The organism is Achromobacter sp. D7-1 (genome assembly GCF_059760445.1).
In genome coordinates, this window is record NZ_JCBAMT010000002.1 from 1 (window position 1) to 21,439 (window position 21,439).

18 protein-coding genes are annotated in these 21,439 nt (G+C 67.7%); 2 read left to right on the forward strand and 16 right to left on the reverse strand.

All coding sequences use genetic code 11. The annotated features are described in order from the left end of the window. From AC6LKD_RS01245 to tssJ, 6 genes are all read right to left on the reverse strand, one after another. On the reverse strand, positions 1-820 hold an 820-nt coding region (locus AC6LKD_RS01245; protein ID WP_498114808.1), incomplete at its 3' end, for a protein kinase family protein. Between the two features lie 19 nt (positions 821-839). Next, positions 840-1,574: a type VI secretion system-associated protein TagF gene (gene tagF / locus AC6LKD_RS01250; RefSeq protein ID WP_492273855.1), complete on the reverse strand. Its 735-nt coding sequence runs from the start codon at positions 1,572-1,574 to the stop codon at positions 840-842. 13 nt (positions 1,575-1,587) lie between these two features. Beyond that, positions 1,588-5,217 carry a type VI secretion system membrane subunit TssM gene (tssM, locus tag AC6LKD_RS01255; RefSeq protein WP_498114809.1) on the reverse strand — a complete coding sequence of 1,210 codons (3,630 nt, stop codon included), beginning with the start codon at positions 5,215-5,217 and terminating at the stop codon, positions 1,588-1,590. Further along, on the reverse strand, positions 5,214-6,491 hold the full coding sequence (locus AC6LKD_RS01260) for a DotU family type VI secretion system protein (protein ID WP_498114811.1): 1,278 nt from the start codon (positions 6,489-6,491) through the stop codon (positions 5,214-5,216). The genes tssM and AC6LKD_RS01260 overlap by 4 nt, the downstream gene beginning before the upstream one ends. 27 nt (positions 6,492-6,518) lie before the next feature. Beyond that, a complete protein-coding gene (gene tssK / locus AC6LKD_RS01265; RefSeq protein ID WP_498114812.1) occupies positions 6,519-7,853 on the reverse strand; it encodes a type VI secretion system baseplate subunit TssK in 1,335 nt (444 codons plus the stop codon). 18 nt (positions 7,854-7,871) lie between these two features. Further along, positions 7,872-8,411 (reverse strand): type VI secretion system lipoprotein TssJ, encoded by a 540-nt coding sequence (gene tssJ / locus AC6LKD_RS01270; protein WP_498114813.1) that lies wholly within the window; start codon positions 8,409-8,411, stop codon positions 7,872-7,874. A 139-nt stretch (positions 8,412-8,550) separates the two neighbouring features. Between tssJ and AC6LKD_RS01275 the strand changes: the two genes are divergently transcribed. Together AC6LKD_RS01275 and AC6LKD_RS01280 are read left to right on the forward strand one after the other, a co-directional pair. Continuing rightward, positions 8,551-8,922, forward strand: coding sequence for a TssQ family T6SS-associated lipoprotein (locus AC6LKD_RS01275; protein WP_013396967.1), 372 nt, complete (start codon positions 8,551-8,553; stop codon positions 8,920-8,922). Between the two features lie 27 nt (positions 8,923-8,949). After that, positions 8,950-9,711, forward strand: a complete 762-nt coding sequence (locus tag AC6LKD_RS01280) for an FHA domain-containing protein (protein WP_498114815.1) — start codon at positions 8,950-8,952, stop codon at positions 9,709-9,711. Between the two features lie 4 nt (positions 9,712-9,715). Here AC6LKD_RS01280 and tssH read toward each other — a convergent pair whose 3' ends face one another. From tssH to tssA, 10 genes are all read right to left on the reverse strand, one after another. Next, positions 9,716-12,325, reverse strand: a complete 2,610-nt coding sequence (gene tssH / locus AC6LKD_RS01285) for a type VI secretion system ATPase TssH (protein WP_498114817.1) — start codon at positions 12,323-12,325, stop codon at positions 9,716-9,718. A 14-nt stretch (positions 12,326-12,339) separates the two neighbouring features. Continuing rightward, a complete protein-coding gene (gene tssG, locus AC6LKD_RS01290) occupies positions 12,340-13,443 on the reverse strand; it encodes a type VI secretion system baseplate subunit TssG (RefSeq protein WP_492273847.1) in 1,104 nt (367 codons plus the stop codon). 4 nt (positions 13,444-13,447) lie between these two features. After that, entirely contained in the window at positions 13,448-14,083 is a 636-nt protein-coding gene (locus tag AC6LKD_RS01295) for a DUF3540 domain-containing protein (protein WP_498114818.1), read from the reverse strand. A gap of 25 nt (positions 14,084-14,108) precedes the next feature. Further along, positions 14,109-16,013: a type VI secretion system baseplate subunit TssF gene (gene tssF, locus AC6LKD_RS01300; protein ID WP_498114820.1), complete on the reverse strand. Its 1,905-nt coding sequence runs from the start codon at positions 16,011-16,013 to the stop codon at positions 14,109-14,111. Further along, entirely contained in the window at positions 16,013-16,564 is a 552-nt protein-coding gene (tssE, locus tag AC6LKD_RS01305) for a type VI secretion system baseplate subunit TssE (protein WP_013396973.1), read from the reverse strand. Before tssE ends, tssF begins: the two co-directional genes overlap by 1 nt. After that, positions 16,564-17,379, reverse strand: a complete 816-nt coding sequence (locus tag AC6LKD_RS01310) for a type VI secretion system accessory protein TagJ (protein WP_498114822.1) — start codon at positions 17,377-17,379, stop codon at positions 16,564-16,566. The genes tssE and AC6LKD_RS01310 overlap by 1 nt, the downstream gene beginning before the upstream one ends. A 13-nt stretch (positions 17,380-17,392) precedes the next feature. After that, positions 17,393-17,860: an Hcp family type VI secretion system effector gene (locus AC6LKD_RS01315; protein WP_085947903.1), complete on the reverse strand. Its 468-nt coding sequence runs from the start codon at positions 17,858-17,860 to the stop codon at positions 17,393-17,395. Between the two features lie 71 nt (positions 17,861-17,931). Beyond that, a complete protein-coding gene (tssC, locus tag AC6LKD_RS01320) occupies positions 17,932-19,434 on the reverse strand; it encodes a type VI secretion system contractile sheath large subunit (protein WP_013396976.1) in 1,503 nt (500 codons plus the stop codon). A 31-nt stretch (positions 19,435-19,465) separates the two neighbouring features. Continuing rightward, positions 19,466-20,017, reverse strand: coding sequence for a type VI secretion system contractile sheath small subunit (gene tssB / locus AC6LKD_RS01325; protein ID WP_013396977.1), 552 nt, complete (start codon positions 20,015-20,017; stop codon positions 19,466-19,468). A 39-nt stretch (positions 20,018-20,056) separates the two neighbouring features. Next, a complete protein-coding gene (gene tssA / locus AC6LKD_RS01330) occupies positions 20,057-21,106 on the reverse strand; it encodes a type VI secretion system protein TssA (RefSeq protein ID WP_498114823.1) in 1,050 nt (349 codons plus the stop codon). Positions 21,107-21,439 lie beyond the last annotated feature (333 nt).

The window sequence follows — 21,439 nt, forward strand, 5'->3', positions numbered from 1 at the left end:
ACGCATACCCGCCCGCCGCAAGCAGCAGCAGGCCCGCCACGGCCAGCGGCAACATGCGCCGCGCCCGCGCCGGGTGCTCCGGCCGCATCGCGGTCAGGCGGGCGGCAACCGGCGGTGGATCGGCAGATTCGTCGGCGGGCGTCTCCGCCATCAATGAGGGCGCAAATATGTCCGGCTCCGGCTCCGGCTCCGGATCCGCCGCCGGCGCCGGCGCTGGATGCGCCACAGCAGCCGCCACGGCCGGCGGGATCGCACCCATCGCCGCGACAAGCGCCGCAGCCGTCCGCGGCCTGGCCTGCTCCTCCATCGCCAGCCCCTCGTCCACGGCGGCGCAGAACGCCGCTCGATAGGCGCCCGGTTGCCATTCGTCCAAAGGCAGGCAGTCGTCGCGCACGCGCCGTGCCAACGCGCCCGGAGGGGCTGCACCCGACGCCAGGAAGTACGCCAGCGCCGACAGCCCGTACACGTCCGTCCAAGGGCCGCAAGCATGGCTCGGATCGTCCGTGTACTGTTCGAACGCGGCGTAACCCGCGTGCCGGACGGCGTCTTCCTCATCCGGCGCAACATCGGCAGGTGGCGCCAGGACGGCAACACCCTGCGCATCGCGGATCACGGCACCGGGGCAGATGCCGCCGTGCACCCCGCCGGCCTCGTGCAAGGCGGCCAGGGACGCGGAAAAACCGGCGACGACGCGCAGGATCTCCTGTTCACGCAGCCGCCCGGGCGGCAGGCGCAAGATCTCGGCCAGGCGCGCCTCATCTGGAGCGGCCGGCAAGCCTGCCGGGCCCGGTCCCGGCGGCACAGCTGAAGTTCGAAGCATGCGCGGTCCTCCGGCAGGTTCAGGGATGCCAGGTCGGCAGGGATGAGAACAATCTGGCGAACAGCGTGGCGTTCAGCGCGCCACCATGAATGTAGGTCTGCAAAGCCGCGCCGTCCGCCTGGTTGGTCCACCAATAGCTGGTGTGGGAACTGGGATTGAAGCAGAACGGCAGATCGGGCCAGGCACCCAGGGCACGGCGCGCCAGCGGCGCGGAATCCTGCTCCCGGCCCGCGCTCAGGATGTCCATGATGTCGCTGCCCGCGCGCGGCGCGGCGCCTGCGCCTGGCGCGGACACGCGCGCCGCCGCCACGGGCATGCGCAACTGCTGCAGGCTGCGGTCGAACTGTTCCGCCGGGCAACCATGGCGCACCGCGGCCAGCAAGCTGGCGCCGACCTGCCGGTAATAGTCGCTGGCGCCGTCCAGGATGCTGCTGTGGTACTGCTCGGGCGGCACGGCCATGACCACGCACAGCGGATAGCCCCGGCCCACCCGGTCGCGGCTGGGCGTGATGCAGCCCAGCTGCGCGACGCCGGCGCCCGGCCCCGATGGAATCGCGAAATTCCAGATGGGCGCCGACGCGAAACCGCGCGCGGCGTTGACGTCCGGCGCTTGCTTCAACGCAGCCAGCCCGAACTGCAACCAGCGGTCCCACCAGGTGATCAGCTCGCGCGGCAGACGCCGGTGCACGAAATCTCCCGCCGCCGGAATCTTGCCGTACCAGCCCACCCGTCCCCGCTCCACTGCTAGCTCCATGTCCATGTCCTGTTCATGACGCGCCGGGGCAGGCAAAGGCCTGCATCTCGGCTAGATGAAAAGGGCTTTTGACGCTGCTGGCGGTGATCTCCAGCACCACCTTGCGCCCGCCCAGGTCGAATGTGGCCAGCGTGATTTCCGCCGTGGCGCCGCGCCGCAGCTGCGCACGATCCAGCATGCGGTTCAGCGCCCAGGGGCCGGACGTGGTCATGCCCGCCGCCCCTTCCTGCGGCGTAAGCTCTATACGCACCTGGTTGCTACCGCGGGGGCCGGGCCACTGCACCGTGGTCGCGACCTGCGGGCCGTGCGCGTAGCGCACCGCCTGGCCGTCCACGTCCATCACGAACTGGGTAATGTCCGCGTCCATTTCCACGGGCCTGATGGCCACCCGGTACGAGGGCATGGGGTTGCCCGCCATGAAGTACACGTCGCGGATGACGCCGGCGCGCTGGAAGGCATCCAGCGTGCCGGAGTTCTCACCCGACTTGCCATCGATGCCGGGCTTAAAGCGCCAGCGCTGTCCGGACACGTCGATCTGGTTCGCCAGGTTCTTCTGGAAGAAGTCGTCCATCAGGCCGTTGGGCCCGAACAGCCGCGCCATGTCGTTGGGCGCCACGTCGCGCGTGGAACGGCCGGAAAACGGGTAGCGTCCGGCCACGGACTGGCTGCAGAACATGCCTATGGTGGCGGACACGGTCTCGCCCATGCGCGCCCGGGCCACGTCGGACACCTCGCCGGACGCGTTCACGGACAGGGAATTGAGCACGTCGCGCAACGGCCCGGGCAGGCGTCCCGCCTCCGCCCGCAGCTTGGTCACGGCATCCGAACTGGGCGCGGGACTGCCGCTGCGCAAGGCCGCGTCCGCCGCCGTCAGATAGGTATAGAGCTCGTTGATGAGGCCCGTGGTTGCGGCGATCGGAGAAGCAGCGCCGGCCGTCGCGCCCTCGCCTTCGGCCAACCGCCGGTAGGGTTCGAAGTGCTGGTCCACGATGCGCTCCAGCTTCTCGTCGGTGGCGTCGGCCCGCATGGCCGCGCCCGGCCCGGTCGGCCCGAACATCTGCTCCAGCGCCTCGCGCGTGCTGCTGACGCGGTCGCGCGCCTGATCCACCAGCGAACGGTCGTCCTTGCCGGTATCGCGCAGCAAGGAGGTTTCGCGCGCGACGCCGCGCACCAGCCGCACCAGCGGTGACTCCGGCGCCGACAAGGTGCGCGCCATCTGGATGTTCTGCAGCAGCGATTTGCTGGGCGCCAGCTGCAGATCGTTCAGATAGCCGTCCCACTGCGCCACGTAGTCGTTCATGTACAAGCGCTTGATGTCCACCACCAGCTGGCGTTGCGCCGTCTGGTCCAGCTGGCTGCGCAAGGGTATGTTCAAGATCCACGCATCGTCCGACCGCAGCACCTCGGCCACGCCGGTGACGCGCTTGTTGAACACGTCCCAGTAGCCGCGATAGCTGTAGAGCGCGGGTATGCCCTGGCTCAACGGCTTGCCGTTCTTGCGCACAAAGACGGCGCTGGCCTGCGCGCCGCCCAGCGTCACCACCGTGATCTCGGGCGCCGCATCGGCGTTGGCCAGGGTGCGGCGCAGCCGGCTGTAGGCGCGTTGCGCCAGCGTGTAGCGCGCCAGCTTCTCGCGCGCCTGTGCCACCAACGCGTCATCCTTGGGAAACGGCGAGGCCAGCACATGGCTCTGCGTCAGGTTGCGCAGGTGCAGCGACAGCTGTTCATACTGGCGCCGCGTGTAGCCCTCGGGCAAGGTGGTCTGCATGTCCGACAGCAGCCAGGCATGCATGAACTCCGCGTCATAGCGCTCGGCCTCGTACAGCATCAGATAGGCCCGCAGCGCCTCGTAGGAATATTCCAGGTCGCTGGCCGAGGCGTCGCGCAACGCGGTCTCGACGCGCCGCGCCACTTGCGGCAGCAGCACCTGGTCCAGCGTGTTGCCGTACACGCCCTGCGCCGCCGCCTGCAGTTTCTGGCCCTGGTAGAGGCCATAGCGATAGCTCAGCGGCGGGTTGTCGATCTCGAAGCCTTCATGCTGCGGCAGGTACCAGAGGCTGTCCAGGAAGGGCATCAGTCCCAGCAGGTCGCCGGTGCGCGTGATCTTGATGTCGCGCGTCAGCTTCTCCACTGCGGGTACGCGCCGCGCCACTTCCTCCACGTAATCGGCGTTGTTGCGATAGCTCATCGCCCACCCCCCGATCAAGGCCACGAAGGCCGCTGTCACCAGGCCGTAGCCCGCCCAATGCAGCTGCCGGTAGCGGCGTTCCCAGCGCAGGTTGCGGCTCGCCAGGCCCGCTTCGCGGAAGATCACGTCCTGCAGCAGATTTTTCAGGAAGTAGCTGCGGCCCTCTCCTTCACCCGGTACGCTGGCCGCGGACGCGGCGCCGCCGTCGATGCGCAGGTAGCGCTTCAGATGCCCGGTCACCTGGTCGAAGGTTTCGCCGCCCTGCGTGCCGCTGGTGAAGTAGACGCCTCGTGGAATGACGCGCGCCTCGAATTTCGAGGTCGCGAACACATCGCTCAGGAAATGGCCCAGGATGGCCTGCAGGCCGGCAAACTGCTGCGGCAGCATATAGGCGAGCGCGCGCCGCGCCGGATCGCTCTCGGCCGCCACCACGTCGGGCAAGGCGTCATCCAGGCGCCGCTGCAACAAGGCATATTCCTCGTGAAAGGCCTCGTACAGGTCGAAGTCCGGCTCCTGCGCGCGCGCATACGGCAAGGTGAAGCCCCATATCTGCGCCAGTTCCTCGCGGGTGAAGGAAGCGAAGTACTCTTCGAAGCCCGACAGCAGGTCGGTCTTGGTCACCAGCACATAGACCGGAAACGCGATGCCCAACTGTTCACGCAGTTCCTGCAGCCGGCGTCGCAACACCGCCGCATGCTGCGCCCGTTCCGCGTCGGAAGCCGACAGCAGGTCTTCGACGCTGACCGTCAGCATGGCGCCATTGATGGGCTGCCGGCCGCGATACTTGGACAGCAGGCCGAGAAAGCCGCGCCACTCTTCCTCGTCGCCAGTCGGATCGCTTTCGTGCGTGGTGTAGCGCCCAGCCGTGTCCAACAGCACGGCATCGTCGGTAAACCACCAGTCGCAATTGCGGGTGCCGCCCACTCCCCGCAGGGCCACCTTGCCATAGCGTTCCGCCAGGGGAAAGTTCAGCCCCGAATTCACCAGCGCGGTGGTCTTGCCCGCGCCCGGCGCACCGATGATCACGTACCAGGGCAACTGGTACAGATACTGCTTCGAGAACCGGTCCAGCGCGCTGCGCTTGCCACGGCTCTCGAAGCGTGTCTTGCGCAGCAGTTCCACGGCCTCGTGGAACCGCGCCTCCAGCTGGCGTATCTCGTCATTGCCGGCGGCCTCCTCCAAAGGCTTGTCCGCCTTGGGCTTGGGCCGCCGCAGCTGGCTCAGCAACTGTGCGTTCAAACGCCCCTCGCGCCATTTGCGCCACAGCAACCGCAGCAGCCAGATTGCGAACATCGCCACGATGACCGCAGTGCGCACTGTTTCGCTTTCCAGCGGGCGCACGGTGCCGATCGCGATGAGCGGCCCCGCGATCCAGATCAGCACCGCCAGGGCCACCAGCCCCAGGAAGTTCCACACGCGGCGGCTGAAGAACCATCCGAACAGCCTGTAGATCATTCCTGTCCTCCCTGCTCGTGCGCCGGCGGCGGCACCAGCACCGTGATCTCCACTCGCCGGTTCAGCGCGCGGCCCGCTGCCGTGTCGTTGGGCGCCACCGGATCGGCATCGCCGCGGCCCTCCGCGCGCACCCTGGCCGTCTGGCCCAGGCGCTGCTCCAGCATGTCCTTGACCGCATCCGCGCGCGCCTGCGACAGGTGCCAGTTGGACGGGAAGCGTGCGCTGCGCATCGGCGTATTGTCGGAGTAGCCGCGCACCAGAATGCTGCCCTGCGTCTCGCGCAAGGCATCGGCCACGCGCGACAACACCGGCAGATACTGGTCGCGCACGGAACTGGCGCCCGACTCGAACACGCCGTCGCCCCGCAGCACCACCACGCTACGGTCCACCTCGTCGCGCACGGAGACCAGCTGATCGCGGATCTCGGGCGCCAGGAACACCGCCAGCCGCGGCGCAGGCGCCGGCCGCTTCACCGCCGTCGGCGCGATCTGCACGGTAGGCGGACGCAGCTTGGCGATGGATGCGAACACGGCGTCGGATTGGCTGCCCAGGCGCCAGCCCAGGCCCCAGTACAGCGCCAGCGCCAGCACGGCGGCCAATGCGCCGAACACCCACAGCGGCACGGGCAAGCGGCGCAAGGGCGTCTGCGCCGGTTCGTCGCGCCAATGGGGCGACAGCGCCAGCGGATACTCGCCGCGCGCGCCGCGCAGGATCCGCAGCAGACGCTGCCGCAGCGTCTCCAGCTGCGAGCGGCCGTTGTCGATCACGCGGTAGCGTCCTTCAAAACCCAGCAGCAGGCAGTAGTACAGCAGCTCCAGCAGATCCAGATGCTGCCCCGGGTTCTGCGACAGCTTGGCCAGCAGCTGGAAGAACTTTTCGCCGCCCCAGGTCTCGTTGTGGAAAGTGACCAGCAGGCTGTGCGCGGACCACACCCCGCCCCCGCCCCATGGCGTGAGCGCGGCGGCCTCGTCCAATGCCGTGCACAGGCAATAGCGCGCGCCCAGTATGGTTTCGTTGGGTATGCCCGCCTGCTGCGCGCGCAGCTCGAACTGGCGCACCTCGTCCAGCAGGTGCTCGCGCAGCATCGCGGGCGACGGATGGGTCGCCGTTGCGCGGATCTGCGGAATCAGGTCCAGCAGCGGGTTCGCCGCCGCCACCAGCGGATTGGTGCCGCTGATGACGTAGTCGTGGGGCCGCAGCCTGCCCGCCGTACTGGCAGCGCCCTCGCCCATGCCGCCCGGAGGGCCGGCCAGCGTGTGATCCGAAGCATGCATAGTTGTCTCCGTCTGGTTGGACTGCGCTCAATCGCGCAGCGCCCAGAACTCCATCGTCAACCCGGGAAAATCGCCCGCCAGATGCAGCGCAAGCGCGCCGGTGCGCTCCAGCTGCTTCCAGAATTCGCCGCTCTTATCCAATTCGAAGTAGACATGTCCGGCGCTGTATGGAATCTGCCGCGGCGCCACCGGCAGCGCACGCACGGCGACGCCCGGCAATTGCAGGTGCACCAGGTCGCGAATGCGTTCCACCGGACCGATCTTGACCTGCGCCGGAAAGCGCGTGCGCACGGCCTCCACACCCAGATCCGCAAGCACCGCCAGCACGAAACCGGCCGATTGCAACAGTTCAGCGTCCTGGATCTGCGCCACGCGCACGCCCTGGCCGCGGTCCTGCAGCGGAATCTGCAAGGCACGTTGCTCCAGCACGGCTGACAACGAACGGCGCAGCTCATTCATCAGGGGCGTGAAGCTGCCCTGCAGATCGTCGTGCGCATACCCCGGCAATACGCCCGGCCGCCGCGTCGCGGACGTGAAAGTGGCGAGGTCGCAGGCCAGCATCAGCCAGTCGTGGAACAGGCGCTCGGGATGCTGCGCGGGGCTCTGGCGCGCATGCCAGACCGAGCCCATATAGCGGTTGACGGTCTCCAGCAGCATGAAGTCCGACACCTCGGAGACGCCGCCGCGGCCGGGCTGCGACAAGCGCGCGGCCAGCGCCTCGCTGCGCGCGTCGAGCAGCCCGTGCAATTCATCGACAAAGCCGCGCAGGACCGGATGCTCGCCCGCCGCCACCCAGGGCGCTATGTAGCCCTCGTCCAGCACTACTCGGTTGTCCGAGCGGCGCTCCAGGATGCGCGCCACACCCAGGCCCAGCCAGTCGTCGGTCAGGTCGTCCTCCAGCATCAGCCGCAAGCGCAAGCGGCCCAGCTGCATCAGGACGGGTTCCAGGGCCACCGAGCCGCTGTCCTCCACCTCGGCCTCGTGCACCAGATAGCGCGCCAGCGTGTCTTCCTCGCCTTCGTAGATGACGTCACTGGCGCCGGCGCGCACGCGCGGTAGGGCCAGCAGGATGCGCGCGCCGCGCGTTTGCGCCGGCACTTCGAACGCCGCCGGCGCCGCGTCCGGGTGCGAAAAATCGAATGGCGTGCCATCGGGCATGACGCCTTGCGCCCGCGTCAGCGCCACCTTGCCTATCGCCAGCGCGTCGCGGTCCAGCGACAGCTGGCTAAAGCCCCAGAAGAACCCCTGGAGCGCGGCCGCGCGCTGCTGCGCGGTGTGCAGCATATGGCGTTCAAACTGCTGGAAATGCTGGGGCCGCAGGAACATACCCTCCGACCAGATCACTTTGTCTCTGCTCACCATGTCCGGTTCTCTCAGCATCTAAAAGGGCCACCACGAACGGCTGCGATCCACTTCTTCCAGCCCGTCGCGCTTGACCGCGACTTTCACCGTCTCCTCATTCGGCGAAAACTGCCAGACCTTGTACATATTGGTGTTCTGCGCCTCGGGCAGCGCCACCAGCAGCCGCCACTTGCTCTGCTCCAGTTCGCGATAGGCCGCCACCACGCCCACCACGCGCGCCTCGGCATTGCCGGGGTACTGCACCACCTTGGTCTCGCCCGGCTTCAGGATCACCTGATCGACATTGAGCAGCTCAGCGCCCAGCGCCGCGTGCGCATCGCCCTGCAAGGTGAAAAAGTCGCGCGATTCGAAGATGCTGGCTGACTTCAACTCGTAGATCGTCACCTGTACCGGCGACGGCCTGCCGCCCGCGTTCTGGTTGACTTTGGGATCCGCGCGCAGCTCGATCGCATAAGGCACGGGCACGCGCCTGGCCGTCGACGAACATGCCGCGAGCAGCGCCGCCGCCAGCACGCCCGCAAGAATCGCCGCGATGCGTCGCCGTCCCGTCGGAATCATTCGTAGGCATGGACTGCTCATAGGACCTCGGAAATAAAAGTACACACGTCTGTTACGCCGCGACGCATACCTTGCACGACGGGCCGCTATCATCGGCGGAATGACCAGGCCTACCCACCCCGAACGACACGCCCGCGCCATGAAACAGCCCGCACGCATCAGCTTGATATCCGCTCTCGCCCTGCTCGCCGCCTGTGCCGCCACGCCATCGCCGCAGGCCGTGGACGCCTTGCAGCAGGTCCGCGACGAATATGCCGCCAGCCGCTTCGGCGCTGTCGTGCGTACCGTGGCGACTTCCGACGCGCTGGCCTCCGCGCCCACGCCCACGCGGGTGGAAGCCCTCAAGCTGCAAGCCTTCAGCTACTGCGTGACCAACTACCGCCAGCTGTGCGAGGACAGCTTCGTCCGCATCCTGCAGCTGCAACCTTCGTTCCAGCTTGCGCCGAATGAGGCCGGACATCCCCTGTGGGGACCGGCTTTCCAGGCGGCGCAGGCGTCCCAGACTCGCTAACGCGCCGACGGCGCCCAGGAGACAGGCGTGAAACTCATCGTGTTCCAGCGTGCCGGCGATCCGGCCTTCGACCCCATCCACGCCGTGTTCACGGCGCCCGGCGCCACGATAGGCCGCAGTCTCGACAATCACCTGGCCCTGCCCGATCCCACGCGCGCCATCTGCCGCGTGCAGGCGGCGATCCGCGTCAACGACGCGGACGCCGGCTTTGTGCTGAACCTGAGCAGCATGAGCGCCGTCAGCGTCAATGGCCAGGCGCTCGCGCGGGACCAGGAAGTGCCGCTGAATCCCGGCGACGAATTGCAGATCGGCGATTACCGGCTGCGGGCAGATACGGGCGCGCCCGAAACGGCGGCAGCCGCTACGTCCGTGGTCGCCGACGACGACATCTTCAGCGACCTGATCGGCCCGGGCACCTTGCCCGTGGGCAGCGCGCCGGACGTCTCCACGCATCCCTTCGATCTGGACTCCGCCCAGGCGCGCAATCCGGAAGACCCCTTGCGCCACCTGCCGCCCGGCGATGGCGCGGTGGCGAGCGCGCTCACCGATCCCCTGGCGCTGTTCGACGCGCCCGGCGATGGCACGCCCAGCATCTTCTCGGACGGCACCCCGTCCGCCCTGCCCGCCGACGATGCGCTGGCCGAGCACCGCGCCCATCCCGTCGATGATGCCTTGGGCCGTCCGCGCGAGTCCGCGGACCATCGCAGCGCATCCGACCATCTGCGGGAGATCGGCGGCTACTTGCGGCCCGCGCCCGTCAAGCCAGAGCCCGGCGACCAAGACCGCTGAAGTCTCAGGCGTAGTCATAACGGAACTCCCCGTCGGCGGCTGACAGGCCTACCCTGCTCAGCCTGCGGTCCTGCATCGAGGCGCCCAGCAGCTCCCGGCTGATCCTGGGCAGCACCGTGTTGGTGAGCACGGCATCCACCATGCGCGCCCCCGACTCCACTTCGGCGCATCGCGCCACGACCAGCGCGGTGGCTTCGGGCGTCACCTCCAGCACGATGCCGTGGTGCTCCGACAGGCGGCGGCGCACGCGCTCGAATTGCAGGTCCACGATGCGTGCCAGCATGGTGTCCGGCAGCGGCAGATAGGGCACCGCGACCAGCCGGCCCAGCAAGGCAGCAGGAAAAGCGTGCAGCAGCGGCTCGCGCAATGCCGCGGCCAGCGCGGCGCTGTCCGGCAACAGCTCCGGGTCGCGGCACAGCGCCGCGATGCGGTCCGCGCCCACGTTGGAGGTCAGGATGATCACCGCGTTGCGAAAATCGATGTAGCGCCCCTCGCCGTCCTCCATCCAGCCCTTGTCGAAGACCTGGAAGAAGATCTCATGCACGTCGGCGTGCGCCTTCTCCACCTCGTCCAGCAGCACCACGCTGTAGGGCCGCCTGCGCACCGCCTCGGTCAGCACGCCGCCCTCGCCATAGCCCACGTATCCAGGCGGCGCGCCCTTGAGCGTGGACACCGTATGCGACTCCTGGAACTCGCTCATGTTGATCGTGATCAGGTTCTGCTCGCCACCGTAAAGCGCCTCGGCCAAGGCCAGCGCGGTCTCCGTCTTGCCGACGCCGCTGGGGCCGCAGAGCAGGAACACGCCCACCGGCTTGTCCGGGTCGGTCAAGCCGGCACGAGAGGTCTGGACCCGGCGCGCCACCGCCTCCAGCGCTTCGCGCTGGCCGATCACCCGCGTCGACAGCGTATCCGCCAGATCCAGCACGGCGCGCGCCTCGTCCCGCAGCATGCGGCCCACGGGGATGCCGGTCCAGTCGGCCACCACCGCCGCGACCGCCGCCGCATCGACCGCGCAATGCACCATCGCCGTCTCGCCCTGGCTGGCCGCCAGCGCTACGCGCGCCTGCGTCAACGCGCGGCGCTGGTCTTCCTGCGCATCGGACGCTGCAAGGTCCAGCGTCTTGCGCAATGTCAGCACATGCCCGGCCAACGCACGTTCCGACTCCCAGCGCGCCGCCAGCGTCCGCTCATCGTCCGCGGCGCCGGCCTGCTCGGCCGCCAGGCGCTGGATCCGCTGCGCGTCGCCTTCGCCCAGGCGCAGTTCACGTTCGGCGATGCGCTGCGCCAACTCCAGTGCCTGGACCCGCCTGCGCGCGTCCTCCAGGCTGGGCGGCACCGCATGCTGACTGACCGCAACACGCGCGCAGGCCGTGTCCAGCAGCGCCACCGCCTTGTCAGGCAGCTGGCGCGCGGGAATATAGCGATGCGACAAGGTCACCGCCGCCTCGATCGCCTCGTCCAGCAGCAGCACGCCATGATGGGCCTGCAGCGTTTCAGCCAGGCCCCGCAGCATGCCGAATGCACGCGCCTCGTCGGGCTCGTGCACCTGTATGACCTGGAAGCGGCGGCTGAGCGCCGGGTCCTTCTCGATGTACTTCTTGTATTCCGACCAGGTGGTGGCGCCTATGGTGCGCAGTTGGCCGCGCGCCAGCGCAGGCTTCAACAGGTTGGCCGCGTCTCCCGTGCCCGCGGCGCCGCCTGCGCCCACCAGCGTGTGGATCTCGTCGATGAACAGCACCACCGGCCGCTCGCTGGCCAGCACCTCGTCTATGACACCGCGCAGCCGTTGCTCGAACTCGCCCTTCACGCCCGCGCCCGCCTGCAACAGGCCGATGTCCAGCAGATACAGCGCAACGTCGCGCAGCTGCGGTGGCACCTCTCCCGCCGCCAGGCGCAGCGCCAGGCCTTCCACCACGGCCGTCTTGCCGACGCCGGCCTCGCCGGCCAGTAGCGGGTTGTTCTGGCGCCGCCGCATCAGCACATCGATGAGCTGGCGGATTTCCTCATCGCGTCCGGATACCGGATCGATCTCGCCCGCGCGCGCGCGAGCGGTCAGATCGACCGCGAAGCGCGCAAGCGCGGAACCGCCCTCGCCCGGCGCCCCGGCGGCGGCAACGGACGCCGCCTCGGCCGCGTCTTCCGGCGAGCCCTGCACGATCTCTTGCAGCTGTTCCAGCAGCGTATCCGGCACGATGCGCGAGAACTGCGCCGACATGCCCAGCAGCACGTGGCGCAGCGCGTAGGTCCGCGCCAGTCCCGCCAGCAGATGGGCGCTGCGGATGCGTGCCGCGCCATAGCGCAGCGATCCCAACACCCAGGCCCTTTCGACCGCGTAATCGATGTGTTCGGACAGATCGGACACCGAACCCGCCCCGGCCGGCAGGCGGTCCAGCTCCGCCGTCAGGTCGGCTTGCAATGCCGCCATGTCCAGTCCGAAGCGGCGCGCAATCCGGTGCAGGTCGCTGTCTTGCGCATGCAGGATCTGATGCACCCAATGCACCAGTTCCACATAGGGATTGCCGCGCAGCTTGCAGAACGCGGTGGCGCCCTCCAGCGTCTGGTAGAGCAGCGGATTGAGCTTTCCGAAGAGGTCGATGCGGCCGATATCCGACATGGCAGGGTGGCGCGTCAGGCGCGTGTGGTCGTTGAGGTTGAAGCCGGCAAGCGGCCACGCGGCGGGATACGGCCGCGGCTTTCATAATCCAGCAGGAGATCGCCAGCTTCGCCTTGCTCGGGCCGGCGCTTGCCCAGCCACGAAGAGAGGCCCAGCGGTCGCTGCGCCCCAAGGGCCAGTCCGCGCGCATCCTGCGCACGCAGCACCGGGCGCAGATCCCAGGCCAGCTCCATGCCGATGTAATGCCTGACCCAATGCGTCAGCTGGCGGGCGCGCTCGCCTCCAGGCAGAAAGCTCTGGTAGTCCGCCAGCGCCAAGGGACCGATCTCGATGCGGAACTTGTGCTGGGCGTCGCGCACCGCGACCCCCAGCACCGTGTCGCGCCCCAGCCCCGCCAAGCCGCCCAGCCCCAGTCGCTGTGCCGGTTCCAGGCGGATCCACTGCGGCACGAACTCGCGGATGCGCACCGGCAGGCCGAAGAACGATTGCAGGATGTGCTTGAGTCCTTCCGGGTTGCGGGTCTGGCGCGTCAGATGCCCCGCCATGTGGTACTTGGCATGGTCCAGCACGGCGTCGCGGCGCCGCATCGACGGTTCGCCCATGTGCAGCAGGCTGGCCACGTAGCGCGTGAAGCGCTCATCCTTGCGATCCAGGCTGACCGTGCTCTGCGCATCGGCCCAGGCGCGGTAGAACAGCAGGATGAGCCGATGGTGGAACACGTCCGCGAATGCAGACAGCGTGCGGTCGCCGTGATGCGCCATGCGCTCGCGGGCGTGTTCCGTCAGATGCAGAGGCAAGGGTCCATTCGGACCGAACAGGCCGAAGCTGAATATCGACAGTTCCGCGGGCCGGCCGCCCATGGCTGCGCGCGCGCCCGCCACGGTGGATGGCGCGAATGCCATCGACGGCTCCTGCCGCAGCCGCACGGGTTCGTGGCGCGCGACCGTGTCGCGGCCCAGCGGCTTGCGCGCCCCGGAGAGCGCATCTATCCAGCGCAAGGCATGGAACAGGTCGTGGGCGTGCGGTTCGCGCTCCAGCGCGCGCCACCATTGCGCCAGCGCGCCGTCTGGCGCGGCGGGCGGATTTTCGGCAGCGGCAAGGGGTTGGGCGATGTCCACCGTCCTATCCCATGTGGATCTGCTTGGCGTCCACCTTGACCAGGTCGCCGCCCGTCACCACCGTGTAGGCCGCGTGCAGCCGCGCGCTCTGCTCCGCCTGGAAATCGATGGTGCCGGCGCGCACCTGGTCCATCTCGCTGACGCTGCGCAGCGACAGCCGCGCCATCAGCGTCATGCGGTCCAGCACCGCCTCATAGTTCCGGCCCACCAGCCGCGTCTCACCCACGGTGGCATGCAGCTGCTTCGCCACCATGCGCATGCTGCCGCAGGTATGGCGTTCTTCCTCGGCTTCCACCGCGTACTCGGACGCGCGCACGCGCACGGCACGCTCGCTCTCCAGCAGCACCCCGCCGCTGCGCGAACGCAGTACCAGTTCGCCCTCGGCCTGCAGCGTGGTGCGTCCCGGATCGGCCTGCATGGTGATGGCGATCAGGTAGACCCGGGCGGGGTCGGGGCCGCTGATCAGCACCTCGTCGCCCGGTTGCGGCTCCAGCAGGCAGCTGGCGGCGCGCTGCGCGGTCCAGACACGGCCGTCGCAAGCCACGGCGTAGCTGCCGTCGGGTTCGCGGCGCAGCAACTCGCCCAGCAGATGGACGGGGTCGTAAGCCATGCGGCTCAGAGGTGTCGCGGACTTCATCATGCGCTCCTTTTTGTGTGCACAGGCCCTAGACCACGGGCCGGCGTCCCATGCGGGGCTGGTAGCGGGCGATCTCGCCGCGCTGCAAGCTCGAGAGGATCAGCTCCGACATCAGATTGATCGATACGTGGCGCGCGAAGAACTGCTCCAGCACGGCACCAAACAGATAGGGGCTGATGCCCGAAAACGCCGTCTCGTCCACCTGCAGCGCAATGCGCACGCCGCGCCCATGGACGATGGGGCCTGGCACCGGCAGGCGATGATGCACCGGCGTGGCGCTGACATGCCGCAGGCCGGCGATGTGCCGGCGCGTGGCGGGCTCGGCCAGGCTGCCGTAGACGTGCAGCATCTCGCGCAGGGTTTGCGCGCCCTGCTCTGCGTCCAGGTCGGTCAGGCTCAAGTAGTTCAGGCCCAGGTGGCTGATCAGATGCCAGGTCGCGGCATTCTCCGCCAGCGCAGCGCGCGGCCGCGTGGGTCCGTGCAGCACCTTCACCGAGCGCACCGGCGCCGACACGCGCAGGGTCATGTCGGTCTCGGTCCCCAGCGGCAGCAGCAGCGCCAGATCGCGGTTGGTGCACAGGGTTTCCAGGGTCAGGTGCCGCAGGTCGCCGGAAAACGGCGCTTCCCGCCGGTCCACCAGCGACAGGAACACCTCGCTGCCGATGTAGCCGCTGCGGGTGCCGTTGCGCTGCGCAATGTCCGAAACCAGCCGCGGCTCGCGGCGCACGGAAAAGTAGGCGCCGTGCTCGTCGGGATCGCTGCCCAGCGAGCCATAGAATGGCCGGAACTCCTGCTCCTGACGCTGTGCGGAAGCGTGGCCCGCCACGCGCGTCACGCCGTAGACCTCGTAGTCCAGCGGGCGGCTGCGGTCGATGACCACGTGGTACTCGGAAGTCCTGGGGGTCACCGCCACGCGGTCCGCCCGCTTGGCGAACAGGTTGATCACCGGCACGCAATGCAACGCCAGATTGGCGGCCGATATCGCACCCTCCAGTTCCGGCGCCGCCATCGAGAACAGCAGGGTCAGGTCGAACGCGCGGGTCTCGCGCTGCGCGCCTTGGGGCATCGCGGGCGTGCGCAGCCCCTGCTTCAGTCCGTTGATGCTGAAGAACAGATAGCGCTGCGCGAACGCGAAGTACTCTTGCAGCAGCCGGTAGCCCTGGAACACGCGGGCGTCGCCCGGCAACAGCGCCTGCTCGTCGGCAAAGCCTTCATGGCGCACCGCCCCCGGGGGCAGCCTGTTGATCCAGGCTAGCGGCCGTGCGGCGTCATGGCCCAGCACCGCCACGGTATGCCCCATCACCACTTCCAGCAGGCGCTGCATCTGCAGGTCCTGGCCGTTCAAGTGAAACACCAGTTGATCGAGATCCAGGTCTTCCAGCCGTTGTCCGCCGCATACCTCTATCCGGATACGCAGCGCGCTCAGCACCCGCGCGGTGCGCCCCGTCAGGCCCAGGCGCGCCAGCGGCAGATCCTGCGGCGCGGCTGTGAACTCCGCCTGCGTGACCTGCAGGGGCCACAGGCGCAGGGCGTGGCCGGTGGTGAAGTCGCAGGGCGTCTGCTCGCCGCGCGCCACGCGGCCGCGCAGCAGCGTGCCGCGTGGCAGCTCGAAGCCTCCCGCCAAGGTGCCCTCGTTCATGCTGGGCGCAAACTGCACGATGGCCATCGCTGGCGTGGGCGCCAGGTAGTTGGGGTACACCACCTCCAGCAGCCGTTGCGAGAAACGCGGAAATTCCGCATCCATCTTCATGTGGATGCGGGCAGTCAGAAAGCTGAAGCCCTCCAGCAGGCGCTCGACATAGGGGTCGGCCACCTCCGTAGCATTCATGCCCAGGCGTCCGGCCACCTTGGGATGGGCTTGCGCGAATTCCGCGCCCAGCTCCCGCAGATAGACCAGTTCCCGGTTGTAGTAATCGAGCAGGCGGTCGTCCATCAAGCACCGCCCAGATCGCGCAGATCCATGTGGCCGCTTTCCAGGTCGATGTCCGTGCGGAACAGGAACTCGAGCGGCTGCGGCACGCACCACAGCATGCCGCGTATCTCCAGGCTCAGCACGTTGTGGTGCTCCAGCGTGCCAGCGTCCGACACACAGCGCACTTCCACCGAAGAGCGCAGGATGCGCGGCTCAAATGCGGCTATCGCTTCGCGGATCGACTCTTCCACGTCGATCCAGTCGATCTCCGACATGCGCTTTCCCGCCATGGCCCGCACGCCGAAGTTCAGCGCGGACGCGGCCACCGGCCGATGCGCCGACAAGTCCTGGGACGCCTGCAGGTTCACGGTATTGAGCAGCCAACGCAGGTCCCGCAGCACCGCCGCGCGCAACGCCTCATGCGTGAGCATGGCGTTTTCGCGCGGTTCCTCGCGCTTGGCGGGATCGTTATCCATCAGGCGATCCAGCAGCGACGGCTGCAGGCGGTCCCGCGCCGCTCGCTGGCCGCGCGACAGCGGTTCCCAATCGCCTGGACGGTCTGCGTGGCCCATCACGCCAGCTCCAGGCTGCGCACCTCGAGCAGGGCAGTTTCCGCGGCATCCGTCAGCCACATCTTCTGCCCCACGCCCGCGTAGGTATCGCCATGCAGCGTGCGCCAATCGGTCGTCCTGCCCAGCTTGGCCGAATCCGGCAGTTCGACCATGCGCGCACCCGGCGCCGCCGGATAGCGCGCCGGCACCAGGCCCTGCCGCGCCTGGCCATCGGTCAGTTCGATCTCGGCCTGCGCCCAGACCAGATCGCACAGGCCTTCCGGCGCAAGCAAACGCACGCGCTTGAGCCCGGCAAAGGGCAGCCAGACATAGCGCCCGCCCGTCAGGAACTCGAACACCGGGCCGAGGCGGCTGTCGCCATCGCAGATCCACTGAAACGGCTGCGCCGCCTCTTGCGCCGCCAGCTCCAGCAGGCCGGCATGCGCGCTGGCTGCCTCGAAAGCCTTGCCGCGCAGCTCGGCGGCCTGGGCCGGCGCGGTGCCGTCCAGGCGCAGCGCCGATATCATGTCTCGCAGCCAATCACCGGGCTCGTCCAGCAGCGCGGGCTCGCCCTGCCCGGCGAGCACCGCCTCGCGTTCGCGCTCCGCCGCGATGGCGCTGGCATAGAGCACCTGCGTCGGGCGCGCCTGCGCATTGAGATGCCCGCAGACGTTGAGTTGCTCGGCCGCGCGCGCCCAATCGCCCTGCACCGCCAGCAGCTGGAACAGCTGCGCGCGCAGGTCCGCGTCGGCGGGCTGCCGGCGCACCTGCGCCTGCAGCTCGTCCAACTGGCCAGCCAGGCTGAGCGCGCCGAAAGGAACGGTCGCTATGGACATCGGTGCCTCCGCCCTAGCCTACTTCCTTGTTCTGCTTGATATCCCAGGCCACCAGGCTTTCCGCGCCCTTGCCGCCCTTGTCGGTCTGCTCCCAGTACTGCTGCTTGACCTTGGCCGCCTGGAACGCGAAGTTCACCACCACGCCCTCCGCGCTGCGGTCCCCAGAAATCTGCACCGACGACACCAGCACGTCCTCCAGCGTGATCTTGGAATACTCGATCTGCTCGCCGCCCGCCTTGCACATGGACAGCTCGATCTTGCTGAGATGCTTGCCGCTGGCGCAGTGCTTCATCACGGCGGGCGCGGCCTTGTCGATGCGGGCTACCACGTGCAGGTCGTTGAAGCTGGCCTTGCCCGCACCCAGGCCACCGCCGCTGGCCAGGTTGCCTGGCTGGGTGGCGCCCCACGAGAAGGACACGATGTCGGTCCAGTCCTTGTGGTTGGAGTCCTTGGATTCGCCATTGGCTCCATCGATTTTCATGAACATGTCCACTGCCACATCTGTCTCCCGGAGTTATGGGGCACGGTTGCGCCCCGATTTGTCAGCGCCACTCAGCCTTCGTTCTGTTTGAGCGAAGGCAGCTTGGAAACCAGCCGCAGCGACACCGTCAGCCCTTCCAGCTGATAGTGCGGCCGCAAGAAAAACTTGGCGGAGTAATAGCCAGGGTTGTCCTCGATCTCCTGCACCTGCACCTCGGCGGCGGCCAGCGGTTTGCGCGCCTTGGTTTCCTGCGAGGAGTTCACGGGATCGCCGTCCACGTAATTCATGATCCAGTCGTTCAACCAGCGCTCCATGTCGTCGCGCTCGCGGAACGAGCCGATCTTGTCGCGCACGATGCACTTCAGGTAATGGGCAAAACGGCAGCACGCGAAGAGATAGGGCAGGCGCGCGGCCAGCTTGGCGTTGGCCGAGGCGTCGGCCTCGTAGTAGTCGTGCGGCTTTTGCAGCGATTGCGCGCCGATGAAGGCAGCGAAATCGGAGTTCTTCCTGTGCACCAGCGGCATGAAGCCGTTCTTGGCCAGCTCGGCTTCACGCCGGTCGCTGATGGCGATTTCGGTCGGGCACTTCAGGTCCACGCCGCCGTCATCGGTGGGAAAGCTATGGCAGGGCAGATTCTCCACGGCGCCGCCCGATTCCACGCCGCGAATGGACGTGCACCAGCCGTACAGCTTGAACGAGCGGTTCACGTTGGCCGCCATGGCGTAGGCGGAATTGGTCCAGGTGTAGCGATCGTGGTTCGAGCCGTCGGTGTCTTCCTCGAAGTCGAACTCGTCGACCGGATTGGTCCGGGCGCCGTATGGCAGCCGCGCCAGGAAGCGCGGCATCGCCAGCCCGATGTAGCGCGAGTCCTCGGACTCGCGCAGGCTGCGCCATGCAGCGTATTCCGTGTTGGTGAAGATCTTGGTCAGATCGCGCGGGTTGGCCAGTTCCTGCCACGAATCCATCTGCATCACGTTGGGCGAGGCCCCCGCGATGAAGGGGCAGTGCGCGGCGGACGAGATCTTGGCGATCTCACCCAACAGTTCCACGTCGGGCGGGCTATGGTCGAAGTAGTAATCGCCGACCAGGCAGCCGATGGGCTCGCCGCCGAACTGGCCATACTCTTCCTCGTACACCCGCTTGAAGATGGGGCTCTGGTCCCAGCCCACGCCCTTGTGCCGCTTGAGCGTGCGGCCCAGCTCCGACTTGGACATGCACATCACGCGGATCTTCAGGAGCTCGTCGGTCTCGGTGTTGGTGACCAGGTAATGCAGGCCGCGCCACGCGCCCTCCAGCTGCTGGAAATCGGGGTGGTGCATCACGCCGTTGATCTGCTCCGACATCTTCCGGTCGATCTCGGCGATGATGGCCTGGATCGTGCGGTAGGCGTCCGACGACAGCCCGACGCCACTGTTCTCCAGCGCCTGGTGCGCCAGCGTGCGCACGGCGTGCTCCACCGCCTCCTGCGCCTGCTCGGTCTTGGGCTTGAATTCCTTCTTCAGCAGGGCGGACAGGTCGTCCGCCTGCAAGGTCTCGACAGCGCGCGCGTCGGCGCGTTTGGCCACTGCGGTCATGGCATTCTCCGAAAAGCGATTCGTGCGGAAATCAGGCGGCGGGATCCGTGGCAGGGGCGTCGGATGCGCGCGGCTCCTCTTGCGGCTTCGGCGCCGCCGCCAACGCGTTCATCAGCGCCGGGTTCTTGAGCACGCTGCCGATCAGTTCCTCGGCGCCGGTCTTGCCGTCCATGTACGTCAACAGGTTTGCCAACTGCGTGCGCGCGCTCAGCAATTCGTTCAGCGCGCCGACTTTTCGAGCGACGGTCGCCGGCGAGAAATCATCGATGCTCTCGAACGTGACGTCCACGTTCAGATTGCCTTCGCCCGTCAGCGTGTTGGGTACCTGGAACGCCACGCGCGGCTGGATGGAGCGCATGCGTTCATCGAAGTTGTCGATATCGATGTCCAGGAACTTGCGCTCGCCCACCTCCGGCTGCGGCGTTTCGGACTTGCCGGCCAGATCCGCCAGCACGCCCATCACGAACGGCAGCTGGATCTTGCGCTCCGCGCCGTAAATCTCCACGTCGTACTCGATCTGCACCCGCGGCGCGCGGTTTCTTGCGATGAACTTCTGGCCGCTTCCCTTCAGGCTGGTCGCCATGGTGTCGTCTCCTCTTGTTGGTGCGGCGGCTGGCCCGCCTTACGGTTCCTGCCGGTTTGCCTCGGACCGCGGCAGCCATGCCTCGAATTGCTCCAACCCCTGGGGGGCCAGATTCTTGATGATGTCGTGAAAGCTCATCGGGATAAGCTGCTGGGCGCGGCGGATGAGATAAGGCGCGGGATGGCCGGGCTCGTTGGCCTCGAAGTACGCACATACCTTGGAGAGCATCGCCAGCGCTTCGTCGCGCGACTGGATGGGCAGGTCCTGCCTGCACGCCGCGCCGTCGGCGGCGAGATGCGTGGCGGCGGAAGGGGCCGCAGCAGCGGGTGCATCGTCCGCCAGAATTTCGGCCTGCGGCGCGGATTGAAGGTCCCGCGTCGCCTCCAGTACCAGGTCCAGGGTGCGAAGCATGGCGGCGTAATCGGGCGTCCAGGCATCACCCAGCTTGTCCGCCACGAGTTTCTGCATGCGCCGCAGCGCGTCGGCCGCGGACTGCAGCGCCTGCGCGTCGGCATTGCCTTGCGCCCAGGCCTGGCGCAGGCGCTCGACAAGTCGCGGACGCCCGCCCGGATAGGCGTCCGCGTCCTGTCGGCTGCCATCGAGCAGCGCCTCGGTATCGCGCAAAGTCAGTTGTCCGTGCACGCCGCTGACCAGGCTGGCCGAACGCACGCTGCGCGCGCAGCCCTGCATGTCGCCAAAGGCCGCCAGCGCATTCATACGGGGCATGGGATCGTTTTCACCGACGCTGTCGAGCCGGGGATGCACCGGCTCCCAATAGCGTTCCAGGGTGTCGACGGCCAGCGCCAGGCCGTCGCTGTAGCCGGGCAGTCCGCGGATTTCAGTCCAGGCCGAGGTCAACAGGCCGATGATGCGCAGGTCGCGGGTGCGTTCCAGCAGCGCGCGCGCCAGGCATTCGACTTCGCGCCAATCAGGCGGCTGCGCGGCGATGATGGTCGAACCGAACTGCTGTTCGTCGCGACCCGCCGCGGCTTGCTGCAGTTGCAGAAAGTCAGCGTCGTATTCGAGGTCTTCCCCGCAGGGCAGACGTGAATCGAGTGTATTGAGGATGTCGGCGAATTCCATAGTCATCACTTAAATGCCTGCTGGGATGCTGCCTGGATACAACCACTACGCTCCGCGCTGCTCCACGGAAGGGTGAATTCTAGGCATCTCTTTCCGCATGCAACGGCAACCTAACAACTACAGATTTTTCTTACAGATAGCTAACACCCGAGTAAAAAATTGAACACTTATCTCCCAGCAGCACTGATTTTTAGACACAGACCTTACGGAATTGGCCGGCACACGGAAGGACTGTTACCGAAGCGTAAAAAACACAAAAGCATGTGATAGCGCTTCTCGGGCGCTTTGGCCCCTGCCTACAATCGGCGCTCACGCTGGCGGCAAGACCGGCGCGCTTCA